The organism is Pedobacter sp., from assembly GCF_965227205.1.
Classification (GTDB): domain Bacteria; phylum Bacteroidota; class Bacteroidia; order Sphingobacteriales; family Sphingobacteriaceae; genus Pedobacter.
This window is the reverse complement of the sequence record NZ_OZ245727.1, coordinates 3,398,265-3,413,816: the sequence shown is the minus strand read 5'-3', so window position 1 is coordinate 3,413,816 and position 15,552 is coordinate 3,398,265. Positions and strand designations below refer to the sequence as shown.

The 15,552-nt window shown below is 36.0% G+C and carries 14 protein-coding genes and 1 riboswitch; of the genes, 9 read left to right on the top strand and 5 right to left on the bottom strand.

Annotated elements, in window-relative coordinates; genetic code table 11:
• Position 1: 1 nt before the first annotated feature.
• Together ACO05K_RS14630 and ACO05K_RS14625 are read right to left on the bottom strand one after the other, a co-directional pair.
• On the bottom strand, positions 2-511 hold the full coding sequence (locus ACO05K_RS14630) for a GNAT family N-acetyltransferase (RefSeq protein ID WP_421945169.1): 510 nt from the start codon (positions 509-511) through the stop codon (positions 2-4).
• Between the two features lie 21 nt (positions 512-532).
• Positions 533-2,134 (bottom strand): S41 family peptidase, encoded by a 1,602-nt coding sequence (locus tag ACO05K_RS14625; protein WP_421945168.1) that lies wholly within the window; start codon positions 2,132-2,134, stop codon positions 533-535.
• 190 nt (positions 2,135-2,324) lie between these two features.
• On the opposite strand from ACO05K_RS14625, the gene murQ reads away from it, so the two are divergent.
• The 9 genes from murQ to ACO05K_RS14580 all read left to right on the top strand — a co-directional run bounded on the left by murQ (position 2,325) and on the right by ACO05K_RS14580 (position 12,299).
• The gene (gene murQ / locus ACO05K_RS14620) at positions 2,325-3,140 is read left to right on the top strand and encodes an N-acetylmuramic acid 6-phosphate etherase (protein ID WP_421945167.1); all 816 of its coding nucleotides are present in this window, start codon (positions 2,325-2,327) and stop codon (positions 3,138-3,140) included.
• Positions 3,141-3,240: 100 nt separating this feature from the next.
• A complete protein-coding gene (locus ACO05K_RS14615; RefSeq protein WP_421945166.1) occupies positions 3,241-3,807 on the top strand; it encodes a hypothetical protein in 567 nt (188 codons plus the stop codon).
• Between the two features lie 40 nt (positions 3,808-3,847).
• Positions 3,848-4,603, top strand: a complete 756-nt coding sequence (locus ACO05K_RS14610) for a Bax inhibitor-1/YccA family protein (RefSeq protein ID WP_421945165.1) — start codon at positions 3,848-3,850, stop codon at positions 4,601-4,603.
• A gap of 112 nt (positions 4,604-4,715) precedes the next feature.
• Positions 4,716-4,821: riboswitch (SAM riboswitch) on the top strand.
• A 121-nt stretch (positions 4,822-4,942) separates the two neighbouring features.
• Positions 4,943-8,644, top strand: coding sequence for a methionine synthase (metH, locus tag ACO05K_RS14605; protein WP_421945164.1), 3,702 nt, complete (start codon positions 4,943-4,945; stop codon positions 8,642-8,644).
• Positions 8,645-8,684: 40 nt separating this feature from the next.
• Positions 8,685-9,059, top strand: coding sequence for a four helix bundle protein (locus ACO05K_RS14600; RefSeq protein WP_421945163.1), 375 nt, complete (start codon positions 8,685-8,687; stop codon positions 9,057-9,059).
• A 10-nt stretch (positions 9,060-9,069) separates the two neighbouring features.
• On the top strand, positions 9,070-10,023 hold the full coding sequence (gene metF, locus ACO05K_RS14595) for a methylenetetrahydrofolate reductase [NAD(P)H] (RefSeq protein ID WP_421945162.1): 954 nt from the start codon (positions 9,070-9,072) through the stop codon (positions 10,021-10,023).
• Between the two features lie 39 nt (positions 10,024-10,062).
• Entirely contained in the window at positions 10,063-11,454 is a 1,392-nt protein-coding gene (locus ACO05K_RS14590) for a pyridoxal phosphate-dependent decarboxylase family protein (RefSeq protein ID WP_421945161.1), read from the top strand.
• A 45-nt stretch (positions 11,455-11,499) separates the two neighbouring features.
• On the top strand, positions 11,500-11,799 hold the full coding sequence (locus ACO05K_RS14585; protein WP_421945160.1) for a hypothetical protein: 300 nt from the start codon (positions 11,500-11,502) through the stop codon (positions 11,797-11,799).
• A gap of 86 nt (positions 11,800-11,885) precedes the next feature.
• A complete protein-coding gene (locus ACO05K_RS14580; RefSeq protein WP_421945159.1) occupies positions 11,886-12,299 on the top strand; it encodes a tail fiber domain-containing protein in 414 nt (137 codons plus the stop codon).
• A gap of 58 nt (positions 12,300-12,357) precedes the next feature.
• On the opposite strand, the gene ACO05K_RS14575 is transcribed toward ACO05K_RS14580, so the two are convergent.
• The 3 genes from ACO05K_RS14575 to ACO05K_RS14565 form a co-directional block, all read right to left on the bottom strand.
• Positions 12,358-13,092, bottom strand: coding sequence for an NUDIX hydrolase (locus ACO05K_RS14575; protein ID WP_421945158.1), 735 nt, complete (start codon positions 13,090-13,092; stop codon positions 12,358-12,360).
• Positions 13,093-13,225: 133 nt separating this feature from the next.
• Complete coding sequence (thrC, locus tag ACO05K_RS14570) at positions 13,226-14,533, bottom strand: threonine synthase (RefSeq protein WP_421945157.1); 1,308 nt, start codon at positions 14,531-14,533, stop codon at positions 13,226-13,228.
• 73 nt (positions 14,534-14,606) lie between these two features.
• Entirely contained in the window at positions 14,607-15,536 is a 930-nt protein-coding gene (locus tag ACO05K_RS14565) for a homoserine kinase (RefSeq protein WP_421945156.1), read from the bottom strand.
• Between the last annotated feature and the right edge of the window lie 16 nt (positions 15,537-15,552).

The following is a 15,552-nucleotide window of genomic DNA, read 5'->3' as shown; positions in this document are numbered from 1 at the left end:
TTTATTTTAAACTTAGTTTCCAGGTAAACATGCCTTCGCCTTCGGCAATTTTAATAAAATTATTTTTTTCCAAAATAGAATAAGAAGCGATGTTGTCAACTTCGGTAGAAGCTGTAATCATTTTTACATCTGGTTGTGTTGCTGCCCACTCAATTAATCTACCAATGGCTTCGGTCATGAAGCCTTTATTTCTAAAATTGGGGTAGGTGCTATAGCCAATTTCGATTTCACCATTTGCATCAGGTTCGCCAACAAAACATAAATCCCCAATTAATTGCTCATCGGTTTTTGAAATAATCGACCATAAGGTATTGTATAAGTAGTTTTTATTCGAATCGATTACGTTAGGCAAAATGGTTTCACGAATCGCTTGCTCAAGTTCATCTGAAATTATGTTTTTACCTGGTTTCAGCTTAAGTTCTTTTTCAAGCGAATTATTGTTTCTAACGTACTTTAGTAGCTGGTTATGAGTTAGCGGATGCAAAATCAATCGGTCCGTTTCAAGTGTCATAAATAATGCTGAGCGGTTATATTATTGCAAACTATTTAAGGCCTGTTTAACTACATTGTCGTTTTGATTTGCAGCCCTGTAATAACCAACATCTCCTAAATAATATCTGCAAAGCAACGCTTTCAAATCGTTTAAAATTAACCCACGCGAATTATATAGCTGAAAACGGTCGATTTGAACATTCTTACGTTGAAGAAAACCAATAAAATCTTTAAAATCTAAATCGTTTAGGTTAATGGTATTTATGTTTTGTTCAATATATGAAGAACTGTATTTTCCTGTTAAAACATTAAAAACATAATCAGATAATACTTTTTTACTTACTAAAGTGTTGTAAAATTTATTGTAACCAGTGGTATCTAATTTTACAAAAACATCAGGCTGTATGCCGCCAACTGTTTTAGGTTTTCTTTGTGGGAGGTTTACACCATTATTTTTTTCCAGCGAATCTTTAAATGAAGTTAAGTCTCCGGTTAATTCGCCGTCGTTCATGCGTTCATCAAGCTCGTGTTTGTAAGCATCGTAACCTTTTTTGTATGATTTTTGAATGCTTTTGCCTGAAGGTGTGTAATATCTTGCAATGGTTAGGTTTAATGCCGAACCATCGTTAAAAGCAAATTGTTCTTGTACTAAACCCTTACCAAAAGAACGTCGACCAATAATAACACCTCTGCCTAAATCTTGAATTGCACCGGCTACAATTTCGCTTGCAGAAGCTGTATTTTCATTAATTAAAACCGCCAATTTTCCCTGCTGAAATGTACCACTTCCGGTAGAAAAATAATCTGTACGAGGTTCGTGCTTGCCTTGAGTATAAACTATAAGTTTATTTTCAGGTAAAAACTGATCCGCTAAACCTGTTGCGGCGCTGAAATAACCACCGCCGTTATCTCTCAAATCCAAAATAAGCTTTTTCATGCCTTTAGCTTTTAAGTTGTTTGCCGCGGCAGAAAAATCATTATCGGTATTTGCGCCAAATTTACTAATGCGTATGTAGCCAGTTTCAGTGTTAATCATGTAAGCGGCATCTATGCTGCTTATATTAACTTTTCCTCTAGTTACCATTACCCTATTAGGGAGCTGACTTCCGCTGTGTTGGAGCAATACATTAACCCCACTTCCGGCTTTTCCTTTAAAACGCCCAGCCAACTGTTCTTTAGGTAAATCTCTTCCGCTAACAATGGTAGAATCGATGCTTAAGATTTTATCGCCAAGTTTTATTCCGGCTTGATATGCTGGTCCATCTTTTATAACTCCGGTTACCATCATGGTATCGTTAAGCATATAATATTCTAAACCAACACCTTCAAAGTTGCCTTCCAAATCATCTTGCATATTTTGAGCATTTGTTGGCGGCAAATAAACACTATGCGGATCTAGCTGATGTAAAACACTATCAATTGGTAAATTTTGAAGCGAATCTGTATTGATATCATCAACGTAATTACCGTTGATGATGTGAAGAATTTCATCTAGTTTCTCAGAATTTGCAGCGAGTTTTGTTGGCTTTTGAACACCATATCCCTGATCTTTTATAAACTTAATACCCAAAAACATGCCAACTATTAAGATTACAGAATAGCTTATAGCAATTAGTGCATTATTTCGGGTGTTTTTTTTCATCAGCGTTGCCACAAATTTATGAAAATAAGCGGTTTGATTAATTTTTTAACTCATTTTAATAGTCTTTTGTTTATAATATTTAACATAAATTAACTCCGAATAAGAAGCTATAGAACTTTTGTACCCTATATTTTTAAGTTTTTGGTTACTTTTTAAAAAGAATTTACCGAATTTTATCAAAATTAAATTTATGAATAGAGTTACCGAGCAGGAATCACACTACAACGACATCGACAAAATGTCGGTACTGGAGGTTCTTCAAGGCATTAATAATGAAGATAAAACAGTTGCTTTTGCAGTTGAAAAATCTTTGCCTCAGATAGAAAAATTAACTTCGGCTGTGGCCGAAAGAATGAAAAAAGGCGGTCGCTTGTTTTACATAGGTGCAGGTACCAGCGGGCGTTTAGGCGTTGTTGATGCATCAGAATGTCCACCAACTTATGGCGTACCATTCGACTGGGTTGTTGGTATAATTGCTGGTGGAGATACCGCAATCAGAAAAGCTGTAGAATTTGCTGAAGATGATGCAGAGCAAGCTTGGAAAGATTTGCAGGAATTTGATATTAATGAGAAAGATTGTTTGGTTGGTTTAGCGGCATCAGGCACAACACCATACGTAATTGGTGGGTTAAATACCGCAAGAAAATTGGGCGTTTTAACCGGGTGTATTGTTTGTAACACTGGCGGGCCAATTGCGGCTGAATCTGATTTTCCTGTGGAAGTTGTGGTAGGGCCTGAGTTTGTAACTGGTTCTACTCGGATGAAATCAGGTACTGCGCAAAAGTTGGTTTTAAACATGCTGAGTACCACTGTGATGGTTCAGCTTGGACGTGTTGTTGGCAATAAAATGGTTGATATGCAGTTAACAAATAATAAACTGGTTGACCGCGGAATACAAATGGTAGCTGATGAATTGCACATTAATTACGATGAAGCTGCAGATTTATTAAATCGACATGGAAGCGTTCGTAAAGCCGTTGAGGCAGGACATTTGAATTTACGATAGTAGATTTATGAGTTACGATTTTAACAGCCTAGTATCAAACGAATAACATTTGCGATTACTAAATCTAAAATCGTAAATCTTTAAATCTAAATTTTACCTAATGCATGAGATAGAGCCGTATTATCAGTGGAGGGATGAATATATCTCAGCAGAAGATGAGCGTTCGCCATTTTACAATACAGAATATTCTGAGTTATACTTCGATAAGCAGATTTATAATTTTCTATTACATCCGCAATGGGATGAATTTGGATCGAGTACTTTGTATATGAAGGTGCTTTTTGTTGATTATGATAGAAGTTATGCCATCATCGAATTTATTGGGGAATGGAACGATGCCATAAATAATGATATTATGTTGCTTAAACGCGATATTTTAGAATTAATGATGGATGAAGGCATCAATAAATTTATCCTGATAGGAGAAAATGTTTTAAACTTCCATTCATCTGATGATAGTTATTATGAAGAATGGTTTCAGGAAGTTGAAGATGGCTGGATTGTTGGTGTAAATTTTCAAGAACATGTAATAAGAGAATTTAAAGATAACAACATCGATTATTACATCAATTTTGGGGGTTCGTTTGATGAAATGCCATGGCGTACGCTAAAACCGTTACAATTCTTTAAAAAAGTTGAAGAGTTGCTGACAAAAAGATTGAATTAAAATATCTATTTTTATATAATTTAAATACACAAAACAAAAAATGGAACAACAAAATTATCAATATCAAGATAACAGCGTTTTTGTACAACAAGGCTCTGTTTCTAAAAAATTCTTTGCAAACGTTTTTACCTGGATGTTTGTAGCCCTTTGCCTTTCAACAGTTGCTGCTTACTTATTTAGCGAGAACAAAGAATTAATGCAATATTTATTGACTGTAAATCCATCAACAGGAAAAGTTGGTATGTCGATTTTTGGTTATATCGCAATGTTTGCACCACTTGGCTTAGTTTTATTAATGGGATTTGGCTTAAGCAAACTTTCATACACCTCATTAATTGGTGTGTTTGTGCTTTATTCTGTTTTAACAGGAATTAGTTTGAGCTTTATCTTATTGGCTTATACCTCAGGTTCAGTAGTTAGTTGTTTTGCTGGTGCTGCCGGTATTTTTGGTATTATGGCAGTAATGGGTTACACTACTAATATCGATTTGAGCAAATTTGGTCCAATTTTAATGGTTGGGGTTATTGCATTAGTAATCGCAAGCTTAGTAAATATGTTTATTCAGAGCGAACAATTTAGTTTAGTTATGGCATTTATCGGTATCGCAATTTTTACAGCGTTAACAGCTTATGATGTGCAAAAGATTAAAAGAATTGGCGAAGGTATCGAAGCAAATGGAGAGCAGGTTTTACAAGTAGAATCTAAGAAAATGGCTATTGTAGCTGCATTATCTTTATACCTTGATTTCTTAAATATATTCCTTTTCTTACTTCGTATTTTCGGAAGTAGAAAGTAATAAAAACAGAACATTATTTTAAAGGCCATGCATTATTGCATGGCCTTTGTAATTTTATTTGGCTTCAGAGCGATAATTTTTGGAATTGATGTTGCTTTGTTGCATTTTTGTATGCTTATTAAGAAAGACGGAGGGATTAGACCCAACGATGTCTTAGCAACCTGTTCCCACACAAGGTGCTAAATTCTAATCTCAGCAGTGGCGAGAGAAGATAAGTTTTAGTGGTAGTCAACACCCCAACTTTTAAAATAAGCCTTTTTGGAGATGTAATATGTTCAATGTAAGATGTTTGATGCATCTTTCCATTTTCCATTTTCCATCTTACATTTTACAAAGCAAATGAGTATAAGAGCAGAATTAGAAAAACGTATTTTGGTGATTGATGGTGCTATGGGTACCATGATTCAGCGTTATACCTTAACGGAAGAGGATTTTAGAGGGGAGCGATTTAAGGATCATCCTTGTGATGTAAAAGGCAATAATGATTTGCTTAACATTACCAGACCAGATATTATAAAGGCTATCCATCTGGAGTATTTAAGTGCTGGTGCAGATATTATCGAAACCAATACCTTTAGTACACAGCGTATTTCTATGGCAGATTACCAGATGGAAGACCTGTCGTACGAGTTAAGCTTTGAGGGTGCACGCGTAGCAAAAGAAGCAGCAGTAGAGTTTATGGCTGCAAATCCAGATCGCAAATGTTTCGTTGCAGGTGCAATTGGTCCAACCAACCGTACGCTTTCTATGTCGCCAAATGTAAACGATCCGGGTTACCGAGCTATTTATTTCGATGAATTGGAAGAAGCTTATTACGAGCAGGTTCGTGGTTTGGTAGATGGTGGTTCTGATGTACTGCTCATTGAAACGATTTTTGATACCTTAAATGCAAAAGTGGCCATCGTTGCCATAAAAAAATACGAAGAAGTTATCGGTCGTAAACTCGAAATTATGATTTCGGGTACTATTACTGATGCTTCCGGTAGAACATTATCAGGACAAACAGCCGAAGCTTTTCTAAACTCAGTAATGCATGCAAAACCTTTAAGTATTGGTTTTAACTGTGCTTTAGGGGCAAAAGAGATGCGTCCGCATATTGAAGAACTTGCGGCAAAAGCTGGGTGCTATGTTTCTGCATATCCAAACGCTGGTTTACCAAACGAATTTGGCGCTTACGATGAGCAGCCACATGAAACAGCACATTTGGTTGATGATTTTATACAATCAGGCTTTGTTAATATCGTTGGAGGTTGTTGTGGTACAACGCCAGATCACATTGGCTGTATCGCGAAAAATGCAAAAAAAGCATCACCAAGAAAAATTCCAGCTATTGAACCATTTATGCGTTTGAGTGGTTTAGAGCCAGTAACCATAACGCCTGAAAGCATTTTTGTTAACGTTGGTGAAAGAACCAACATTACAGGTTCTCCAAAATTTTCAAAACTAATTTTAGGTGGCGATTACGAAGCGGCTTTGGCTGTTGCATTACAGCAGGTAGAAGGTGGTGCACAGGTAATTGATGTGAATATGGATGAAGGTATGCTTGATTCTGAAGCGGCCATGTCTAAATTTTTAAATCTTATTGCCTCAGAACCTGATATTGCGAAGCTTCCAATCATGGTCGATTCTTCGAAATGGTCGGTTATTGAAAACGGATTGAAATGCTTGCAAGGAAAAGGTATTGTAAATTCAATTTCCTTAAAAGAAGGTGAAGACAAATTCCGGGAAAGCGCCCGTAAAATTATGCAATACGGTGCAGCCGTTGTTGTTATGGCTTTTGATGAGCAAGGTCAGGCTGATAATTATGAACGTAGAAAAGAAATCTGTAAGCGCAGTTACGATATTTTAGTTAATGAAATCGGTTTTCCTCCAGAGGATATTATTTTCGACCCAAACATTTTAACGGTTGCAACTGGTTTAGAAGAACATAATAATTATGCTGTAGATTTTATAAATGCCACAAGGTGGATAAAAGAAAATTTACCATATGCAAAAGTAAGCGGTGGTGTTTCTAATATCTCTTTTTCTTTTAGAGGGAATAATGTAGTTCGCGAAGCGATGCACTCTGCGTTTTTATATCACGCCATTCAGGCGGGTTTGGATATGGGAATTGTAAATGCCGGTATGCTAGAAGTTTATCAGGAAATTCCGCCAGAGCTACTTGAGCGTGTAGAAGATGTACTTTTAAATAGGAGAGAAGATGCTACGGAGCGATTGGTTGAATACGCCGATACAGTAAAATCAAAAGGAAAAGAAATTGTAAAAGATGAGCAATGGAGAAAGGGAACTGTTGAAGAGCGTTTATCCCATTCTTTGGTAAAAGGAATTGTAGAATACCTTGATGATGATGTTGAAGAAGCCCGTCAGAAATATCCACGCCCAATTCAGGTAATTGAAGGTCCGTTAATGGATGGGATGAATATTGTTGGTGATTTATTTGGTGCAGGTAAAATGTTTTTACCTCAGGTTGTAAAATCAGCAAGGGTAATGAAAAAGGCTGTTGCTTATTTATTGCCTTTCATCGAGCAGGAAAAGTTAGATAATCCTGATCAAAATCAAAGTTCATCAGCAGGGAAAGTATTAATGGCAACGGTTAAAGGCGATGTTCACGATATTGGTAAAAACATAGTTGGTGTTGTACTGGCTTGTAATAACTTCGAAATTGTTGATATGGGGGTAATGGTTCCTGCTCAGGATATCATTAAAAAAGCAAAAGAAATTAATGCCGATATTATTGGTTTAAGTGGGTTAATTACGCCTTCTTTGGATGAAATGGTGCATTTTGCCAAAGAAATGGAGCGAGAAAACTTTACCATTCCATTGATTATTGGTGGCGCAACAACTTCCCGTATTCATGCGGCGGTTAAAGTAGCTCCAAATTATTCTGGTCCGGCGATTCATGTTTTAGATGCATCAAGAAGTGTTACGGTTTGCAGCACTTTAATGAATCCGGAAACTAAAGATGATTATGTTGCGGGAATAAGGGCGGAATATGATAAAGCCCGTGAAGCACATTTAAATAAACGTTCTGACAAGCGTTTTAAAACACTTGAAGAGGCTAGAACCAATAAATTCAAAATAGATTTTAAAGAAGAACTTCCAGTTCCTGAATTTACCGGAACTCGTGTCTTTGATAATTATCCGTTAGAAGAATTGGTGCCATATATAGATTGGACGCCATTTTTTCATACATGGGAATTAAGAGGTAGTTATCCTAAAATTTTCGATGATAAAAATGTTGGCGATGAAGCCAGAAAGCTTTTCGATGATGCGCAAACGCTGTTAAAACGTATTCTTGATGAAAAGCTTTTAACTGCAAGAGGTGTAATTGGTTTTTGGCCTGCAAATTCGGTTGGCGATGATATTGAGTTAACTGTTGACGGTTGTCAGTTACCTGGTAATGAGCAGCTGGAAACAGATAACAGAAAACCCATCACAATTCATACCCTTCGCCAACAGGCTGAAAAAGTTGATGGACAGCCTTATTATGCGCTTTCTGATTTTATTGCGCCAAAAGAATCTGGAATACAGGATTATTTTGGTGGTTTTGCGGTAACAACAGGAATTGGCATTGATGAACTGGTTGAAGAGTTTGAATCTAAATATGATGATTACAACAGCATCATGGCCAAAGCTCTAGCCGATCGTTTAGCTGAAGCTTTTGCAGAGCGCATGCACGAGCGTGTTCGTAAAGAGTTTTGGGGTTATGCAAAAGGAGAAAATTTAGATAATCAGGCTCTAATTAAGGAAGAATATGCAGGTATTCGTCCGGCGCCAGGTTATCCTGCTTGTCCGGAGCATACTGAAAAAGGAACTTTATTTGAGTTACTAAATGCTGAAAAAGAAATCGGACTTCGATTAACGGAAAGTTATGCCATGTATCCAACTGCTGCGGTAAGCGGATTTTATTTTGCTAATCCTGAATCTAGGTATTTCGGTTTAGGTAAAATAACCAAAGACCAGATTGATGATTATGCTATACGTAAAAATATGCCTGTAGAAGAAGTTGAAAGATGGCTTAGCCCGAATCTAGCATATTAGTTTGTTGGTTGTTTGGAATTTAGTTTTTTAGGATTTAAAAATGGCTTATCAAAAATATACAGAATTAGAGGTTTGGAAGAAGGCTAGACAATTTGCGACATATATTTATAATTTGACATCATCTTTTCCGAAGGAAGAAACTTACGGACTAATTTCTCAAATCAGACGTTGCTCAGTTTCTGTTCCATCAAATATTGCTGAGGGTTCAGGAAGGCAGCATGTAAAAGAAACAATTCAATTCTTAACAATAGCGAGGGGTTCGCTGTATGAGCTGGAAACTCAAATTTATATTGCGTTCGACATAGGATTTCTTATAGATGTTCAACTTAAAGAATGCCTTGAGCAAATCGAGGTTTTAGGAAAACTAATTAACGGATATATCAGGCATCTAAACAACCAAACACCCAAGAACTAACCAACAACAAATGAAAATCATAGACCATATAAAAAACGCAAAGGGTAAACCTTTATTCTCTTTCGAACTTTTACCGCCAATAAAAGGGCAAAGTATACAATGGATTTACGATGCAATCGATCCGTTATTGGAGTTTAACCCACCGTTTATAGATGTTACTTCATTAAGAGAAGATTACATTTACAAAGAGCAGGAGAATGGCTTATTGCAAAAGGTTTCCTATCGTAAACGTCCGGGAACGATAGCAATTTGTGCGGCAATTATTCATAAATATAAAATCGATGCTGTTCCGCATTTAATTTGTGGAGGATTTACCAAAGAAGAAACTGAAAACGCACTGATTGATTTACAGTTTTTAGGCATCGACAACGTTTTAGCCTTAAGGGGTGATGCAAGGGCTGCAGATCATTCTTTCGTGCCAACAAAAGGCGGACATTGCTATGCCACAGACCTAATTCAGCACATTAAAAACCATAATGAAGGTAAATTTTTGCATGAAGATGTAGAAACCTTTAAAAGTGATTTCTGTATCGGCGTTGCCGGATATCCTGAAAAGCATTTCGAGGCACCGAACTTAAACGCTGATTTTAAATATTTGAAAAAGAAGGTTGATATGGGCGCAGAGTTTATTGTTACCCAAATGTTTTTTGATAATCAAAAATACTTCGACTTTGTTAAAAAATGCCGTGAGAACGATATTAACGTACCAATCATTCCGGGGCTAAAACCAATAAGTACACTTACTCAACTAAACGTTTTGCCTAAAATCTTTCATATTGATTTACCTGATGAATTAACGGATGCATTATCTCACGCAAAAAATAATGCTGAAGCAAAAGAAATTGGTACAGAAGCGATGATTAAGCAGTGTAAAGAATTAATAGATTTTGGCGCACCAGTCCTTCATTTTTATACAATGGGCAGACCAGAGCAAACAAAACAAATCGCAAGGGCAATTTTTTAAATCAACCTCATTCAACAGGATAAACCGTAAATAAACATTATGAGCCTTCTAAATAAAGACAACGAGAACCTTGACCAAATACTTAATGCAGTAAAAGAACAAGGTATAGATTATTTAAATAAGGTTGATAGTAGGCTCACTTCTACACAAATTCAAGCTGAAATCGATAATCGGTTAAATGTTGAAGGCTTGGGTTCAATAGAGGCTTTGAATGAATTTAATGATAGGTTTGAACCATTAATTGTTGCTTCTTCTGGTCCGCGGTATTGGGGTTTTGTAACTGGCGGTACAACGCCTGCAGCTATAGCTGGAGATTGGCTTGCTTCAGTTTACGATCAGAATACACAATCTGCGAAAGGAAATGGCGATGTTTCGGCTATTATTGAATTAGAAACCATCAAATTATTATGCTCACTATTAAATCTTCCAGATAATTTTTTTGGAGGTTTTGTAACAGGAGCTACATTATCAAATTTTACAAGTTTGGCTGTTGCAAGACAGTGGATTGGCAAGCAATCAGGAAAAGATTTTGCCCGTTCAGGAGTTTCTGATGAGGTAAAGGTTTTATCTGCAACACCACATTCATCTGCTGTAAAATCTTTATCGATGTTAGGTTTAGGTAGCGATAATGTGATAAAAGTTGAAGTTGCCAAAGGGAACAGAGAGGCAATTGATATTGATGATTTAGAGCGAAAAATTAATGAATTAGATGGTCAGCCGTTTATATTAATTTCTAGTGCCGGAACGGTAAATACTGTTGATTTTGATGATTTCAAATCCATGAAAAAACTAAAGCAAAAGTATAATTTTTGGTGGCATATTGATGCAGCTTTTGGCGGTTTTGCGGCTTGTTGTCCTAAATATTCTCATTTGGTTGAAGACTGGGACTTTGCCGACAGTATTACAGTTGATTGCCACAAGTGGTTAAATGTGCCTTATGAAAGTGCTGTGTTTTTAATTAAAAATGAGCATCAATTATTGCAAATGGAAACCTTTCAAAATGCTAATGCAGCATATTTAGGAAATCCTTTAGAAAACTTTAGCTATTTAAACTTTCTTCCTGAAAATTCTCGTCGATTAAAAGCTTTGCCTGCATGGTTTACTTTAAAAAGTTATGGTAAATCAGGTTATCAGGAAATTGTAGAACAAAATGTAGAACAGGCTTTGTTTTTTTCTGCGTTTATAAATGAAAATCCTGCCTTTGAATTATTAGCGCCAGTTCGGTTAAATACGGTTTGTTTTGCACTCGTTGATGCCAAAAAAAATGAAACCTTTTTAAACACTTTGAACAATAGCGGTAAGGTTTTTATGACCGCAACATCTTATAAAGGTAAAAAGGGGATAAGGGCAGCCTTTGTAAATTGGCGCACAACTAATGCCGATATAGATTTGGTAACAAACGAAATCATCAAAATTCTTACAGAACTTTAACTTCAATTAGTTGTTTAATAAGTTGTACAACTTATCTTTGTAGCAATGAAGTTTATAAATATTAAATATGTGCTAATCATTTGCGTTGCAATTACCTTATTTTTTAAGGTGAGCAATGTAATGTCATATTTAAAATTCTCTGCTTCAAACATTGAATACTCTGCGTTAAGTGATGACGCTGAGAAAGAAGAAAAGAAAATTGAAAGCGAATATTTCGACAATCAAATACTCTTCGATTCATTCGTAAAAATATTTCCAACGGCAGAAAAGAAATTGATTATATCACACAATTTCTCCATTTTAGGCTATTTTCCAGAGGTTTTAACGCCTCCACCATCCGTTTAGAAGGTTCTTTTTAAGATAACTTTCATTCCTGTCTTTCAAGTTTTTGAAGACAATAACTATTCTTTTTAATTCAAATACATCATATTATGAAACGAGCAATTTCATTCGCGGTATTTTTTGTAGCCGCATCATTTTCTCTTAGTGCACAAGAGGTAGCACAAAACAATATTAAACCTGTAAATAATTCTTTAGAAAAGGTTTCTAAACTTCAACCTGTAAGTTTTACTTACGATGAAAATTGGGCAGAAAAGTTAAAGCTTTCAAAAAATACTCAATTGGGTTTTGTTGGGGCCGTTGCTAAAACAGCAGTTCCTGAGATTGTTAAAGTTCAGGCCAAAGATTATGTTTCGGGTAAGAATGCTTACAAAACAGCAACCTTAACTAAGGTAGATTACGAGAGTTTAATACCGCTTTTAGTTGGAAGCATAAAAGAACAGCAGCAACAAATTGATGAGCTCAAACGTGAGCTTCAATCATTAAAAACACAAAAAGGTGAATAGTTTTTTAGTTTAATAAGTTGGTTTAGGTCGGAACATTATTGTTCCGGCCTTTTTTATTTTACCAGTTGAACTCTTTTAAAGCTTTTTTATAATTTTCTTCATCAAAGCGATAAAGATTCGGCGCTTTATGTGCTCCGCCTTTTCTAGATTCAGCTTGTTTTATCAGAATGTTATAACGCATTATTTTCCTGTAAAAATTACCACGATTTAACTTCTGCCCTAATATCGCTTCATATAAAGCTTGTAATTCGGGCATTGTAAATGTTTCTGGTAATAAATTGTATCCAATAGGTTTATAACTGATTTGCTCTCGTAAAGCGGTTAGCGCTTTTTTTAAAATCTCTCCATGATCCATAATTGTATTAGGGAGTTTATCGACCGGAACCCATTCGCAAACATCTGAGTAAACATCTAAAACCGGAGTAACTTGTGTGTGATCGACCAAAGCATAGTAACCAACACTTACAAAACGTTGTTTATGCCATAAATCATCAGGATAATCTTTAAAATATTCTTCAGAACGATTCACATTTCCAAAAACACTAAATACATTTAAAAAAATTTTATCTGCACCGCTTCTTTCAAATAATATTCGCTCTGCAGCTGCATCAAGAGATTCATCTTTGTAAACATATCCCCCGGGAAGCATCCAGTTTTCTTCACCCTTTAATTTTAACATTAAAGCATTTAACCTGTTATCTTTAAATCCGAAAAGCACACAATCTACAGAAACATGAGCCAAAGCCTTACTGTAAAGCTTGCCACTTTCATCTAGAACCTCTTTAATAATCATCTGCCTGAAGTTTTGTTAATAGGACATCTAAATTAGTAATTTGTTACTTTTATTCTAAATGTCCTGTTAATAGTGGTGGCGATAACCGTTTATTTAAATCATATACAGACAGAACCTGTAAAATCAATAATTATTATCCCTTTAACAAGTATTCTTTAAAGCCTTCAAAATCTGTGTTTAATTTATCAGCATGCTGAGGTTTGGTTTCTAAAGCTTTAACTTGTTCTGGTATCTCAATTTTAGCTGCTATATCTGTAGGGAAAATATCAGGAAATTTGCAAGCGTGAGCAGTTGATAAAAATACGGCAGCACTTTCATCAGCAGGATTTTCTTTTCTGAATTTTTCAATGGCTAAATAGGCAATTGCAGTATGCGGACAAGCAACATAATCAAATTTAGCATCGATTTCTTTAATGCCTGCAAGTGTTTCATCATCGTTAAAACGATAAGAAGTGACTACTTTTTTCAATTCATCAACATCGTTTTTAAACAAATCCATAATGCGAACCCAATTACTTGGTGCACCAACATCCATCGCATTTGAATAGGTTTGAGTTGATGGTTTGGTTTCATAAACGCCAGTTTCCAAAAAGCGTGGAACAGTATCGTTTACATTAGTTGCGGCAATAAATTGTTTTACTGGCAATCCTAATTTGTAAGCCAATAAGCCTGCGCCAATGTTTCCAAAATTTCCACTTGGAACAGAAAAAATCACATCGTTTAAACCTTGTTTTTTCAACTGCGCATAAGTATTGAAATAATAAAAAGTTTGAGGAATTAATCTCGAAATATTAATTGAATTTGCAGAAGTCAAACGAAATTTTGCATTCAGTTCATCGTCAGCGAAAGCTTGCTTAACCAACGCCTGGCAATCATCAAATGTGCCTTTAACTTCAATTGCTCTAATGTTTTGTCCGTTAGTGGTTAACTGTAATTCCTGTATCGGGCTCACTTTTCCCTCTGGGTAAAGAATGGTAACACGAGTATTTGGTACACCTAAGAAACCCAAAGCAACAGCTCCACCTGTATCGCCAGAAGTAGCGACCAAAACATCTAATAATTGTTCTCCAGCTTTTAAGAAATAAGCCATTACACGGCTCATAAAACGAGCACCGAAATCTTTAAAAGCGAGTGATGGTCCGTGGAAAAGTTCTAGTACGAAAGTTTTATCATCAAGCTTTACTGCTGGTGCATCAAAATTTATCGCATCATCAATCAAAGCTTTTAAATCATCAGCAGGAATTTCATCTTTCAAAAAAGTTGAAGCTACCTTATAAGCAATTTCTGGTAAAGAAAACTGCTCAATATTTTTAATAAAATCTGCATCTAATTGCGGAATTTCTACAGGCATGTATAAACCTTCATCCTGCGGCATACTGTTAAAAACGGCATCTTTAAAGGAAACGCGTAAATCTTTATTGTTGGTTGAGTATAGTTTCATTTTTTAAGTTGTAGGTTTTAAGTTTTAAGTTATAAGTTTTGCACTTGCTGACTTATAACGTAAAACTTATTACTTAAATCACTCTCGGTCCTTCAGCGTTAACTGAAGAAACGTAGGCTTTGCTGTTAATATTAAGTTTGTGTAAATGTTGTTGTTGTGCTTTGGTTATTTTTTTTGCCGTTTCTTCATCTTTGGTCAAGGCGAAAACTGATGGTCCAGAGCCTGAAATTCCAAAACCAATGGCTCCGTTTTCCATCGCCAGCTTTCTCATTTCTTCGAAACCTGGAATTAAGATAGAGCGTGTTGGTTCTACCAAAACATCTTTCATGCTACGTCCAATTAAATCGAAATCATTCATGAATAATCCGCTTACCAAGCCCGCAACATTTCCCCACTGGGTTACCGCATCTTTTAAAAACACTTTGCTACGAATCATTTGGCGGGCATCTTTTGTGGGCACATCAACTTCAGGATAAACAATTGCCGCATACATTCCAGCTGGAGTGGGAAGCGAAATTACATCCAGTGGTTCGTAACTTCTAACCAAAACAAAACCGCCTAAAATGGCTGGTGCAACATTATCTGCATGACCATAACCGCAAGCCAATTCTTCACCTTTCATGGCAAAGGGAACCAATTCTTTTGCTGTTAACAAATCGCCCATTAACTTATTTATGGCGAACAAACCTGCAACAGTACTTGCCGAACTTGAGCCTAAACCACTACCAATTGGCATTTTCTTATGCAGTTCGATTTCAACACCAACATCCAAACAGTTAATGTGTTGCAAATAATGCTGAACGCTTGCGCTCACAGTATTTTTTGCAGCATCTAAAGGCAAACGACCATCATCACCAGTAATTCTTTTGATAACTACTCCCGGTGTATCCGTTAAACGCATTTCAACTTCATCGCCTGGTTCGTTAACTGCGAAACCCAAAACATCGAAACCGCAAACTACATTGGCAACAGTCGCCGGAGCGAAAACTTTTATTTCTTTCATAATTTGAATAAAGATG